The 2,192-nt window shown below is 62.6% G+C and carries 2 protein-coding genes and 1 pseudogene; 2 read left to right on the forward strand and 1 reads right to left on the reverse strand.

Translation table 11 applies throughout. The annotated features are described in order from the left end of the window. Positions 1 to 263 (reverse strand): YjbQ family protein (locus B4F73_RS14855; protein WP_290483646.1); only part of this gene is annotated, 263 nt, incomplete at its 3' end. Positions 264 to 385: 122 nt separating this feature from the next. Between B4F73_RS14855 and B4F73_RS14860 the strand changes: the two genes are divergently transcribed. Then, positions 386 to 1,228 (forward strand): KPN_02809 family neutral zinc metallopeptidase, encoded by an 843-nt coding sequence (locus B4F73_RS14860; RefSeq protein ID WP_290483647.1) that lies wholly within the window; start codon positions 386 to 388, stop codon positions 1,226 to 1,228. Between the two features lie 50 nt (positions 1,229 to 1,278). After that, positions 1,279 to 2,192 (forward strand): annotated as a pseudogene (locus B4F73_RS14865) (O-acetylhomoserine aminocarboxypropyltransferase/cysteine synthase family protein); the annotation flags it as partial.

The raw sequence follows: 2,192 nt of genomic DNA on the forward strand, positions 1-2,192 counted from the left end.
GGCATGTCGTCCGGCCCCTCGGTGCGATGCACCAGATAGTCCATGGAAGGGTCATTGGCGGGCGGCACAAGGCGCCGGAAGAAGGCCTGCAAATCCCGCTGCACGTCCGGATCGGCATTCTCCTGCACCAGCAGCGAACAGGAGGTGTGCTGGCAGAACAGGGTCAGCAGGCCATCGCCCTCTCCGGCCACGAAGGCTGCCGCATCGCGGGTGAACTCATAAAGGCCGGAACCGCGCGTCGAAATCGTGAGTTGGGTCTGCATCGCTTCCGAATACCTGTCCATCTTGCGCCGGGCAATCGGCAGATGACTTTGCGGGGTGACGGCTCACGCTGCGCCCTGTATCCAAATATTTACCTGGATTAACCAATTGCACGGAGTGGGACATGCGCTGGAAAGGTGGACGCAGAGGCGGAAACGTCGAGGACAGGCGCGGCATGAGCGGCGGCAAGCTTGCGGGCGGCGGCATCGGCTTTGTCCTGATCGCGCTGGTCGTGTCCTATTTCCTGGGCATTGACCCCCAGCCCCTGCTTGAGGCCGGCAGCGGCATGTCATCCGGCCAGCAACAGCAATCCGGCGAAGTCGGCACCCCAGAGGATGAGGCCGGCCAGTTCGTCGATGTTGTCGGGACGAACGTCAACGATGTCTGGGCCGAGCTGCTCGACGGCTATAAGAAGCCGAATACCGTCATCTACACGCAAGGCACGGGCACGGGCTGCGGCTATGGCCAGGCCGCGATGGGGCCTTTTTATTGCCCGGCCGACCAGACCATCTATCTCGACCTCTCCTTCTGGCAGCAGATGGAAACCCAGCTGGGCGCGTCCGGCGCAGATTTCGCCCGCGCTTACGTCATCGCACACGAGTTCGGCCATCATGTGCAGACGCTGACCGGCGCCTCACAACAGGTCCGCAAGGCACAGCAACAGGCTCGTAATCAGGCCGAAGCCAACAAGTATTCGGTCGCGCTCGAACTGCAGGCCGATTGCTATGCCGGCGTATGGGCCGCCCGCGCTGCAGAGGCCTCCAATGGTCAGGTCGCACTCGAACGCGGTGACATGGCAGAGGGACTGAAGACCGCCAATGCCATCGGCGACGACATGCTGCAAAAGCGCTCGACCGGTCGCGTCTCGCCCGAAGGCTTCACGCATGGCTCGGCCGAACAACGCATGGAGTGGCTGACCCAGGGTTATGAGAGCGGCGACCCCCGCCAGTGTGATACGTTCAACTGAGCCCCTGCCCGAACGGGGGAAGCAACACCACTCAAAGAGGGAGAGCCGACATGACCGACGGCAAGCCAATGGGGTTCGACACCCTGCAGATTCATGCGGGCACAAACCCGGACCCCGCCACTGGCGCGCGTCAGGTGCCGATTTACCAGACAACGGCCTATGTCTTCCGCGACGCAGACCATGCCGCCGCGCTCTTCGGCCTGCAGGAAGTCGGCTATATCTATTCCCGCCTGACCAATCCCACCGTGGCCGCCCTTGGCGACCGGATCACCGCGCTGGAAGGCGGCGCGGGCACTGTCTGCTGTTCGTCCGGTCATGCGGCCCAGATCATGGCGCTGTTCCCGTTGATGGCCCCCGGCCGCAACATCGTCGCCTCCACGCGCCTCTATGGCGGCACGATCACCCAGTTCAGCCAGACCTTCAAACGCTTCGGCTGGTCGGCCACCTTCGTGGACTTTGACGATCTCGACGCCGTGAAGGCCGCGATTGACGACGACACGCGCGCCATCTTCTGCGAGACCATCGCCAACCCGGGCGGCTATATCACGGACCTCGACGCGATCACCGAAATCGCCGACGGAGCCGGCATCCCCTTGATTGTCGACAATACGACAGCCACGCCCTATCTCTGCCGCCCGATCGAACATGGCGCGACGCTGGTTGTTCATTCGCTGACGAAATACATGACCGGCAATGGCACGGTGACCGGCGGCGCGATTGTCGATTCCGGAAAATTCGACTGGTCAGCCTCTGACAAATTCCCGTCCCTGTCGCAGCCAGAACCGGCCTATCACGGCCTGAATTTCCACGAGACATTCGGCCCCGCCGCGTTCACCTTCCACGGCATTGCCATCGGCCTGCGCGACCTCGGTATGACGCTCAACCCGCAGGCGGCGCATTATACGCTGATGGGCATCGAGACGCTCTCCATGCGGATGGAGAAACACATTGCAAACGCCAAGAA

Source organism: Hyphomonas sp. UBA3601 (assembly GCF_002375605.1).
Taxonomy (GTDB): domain Bacteria; phylum Pseudomonadota; class Alphaproteobacteria; order Caulobacterales; family Hyphomonadaceae; genus Hyphomonas.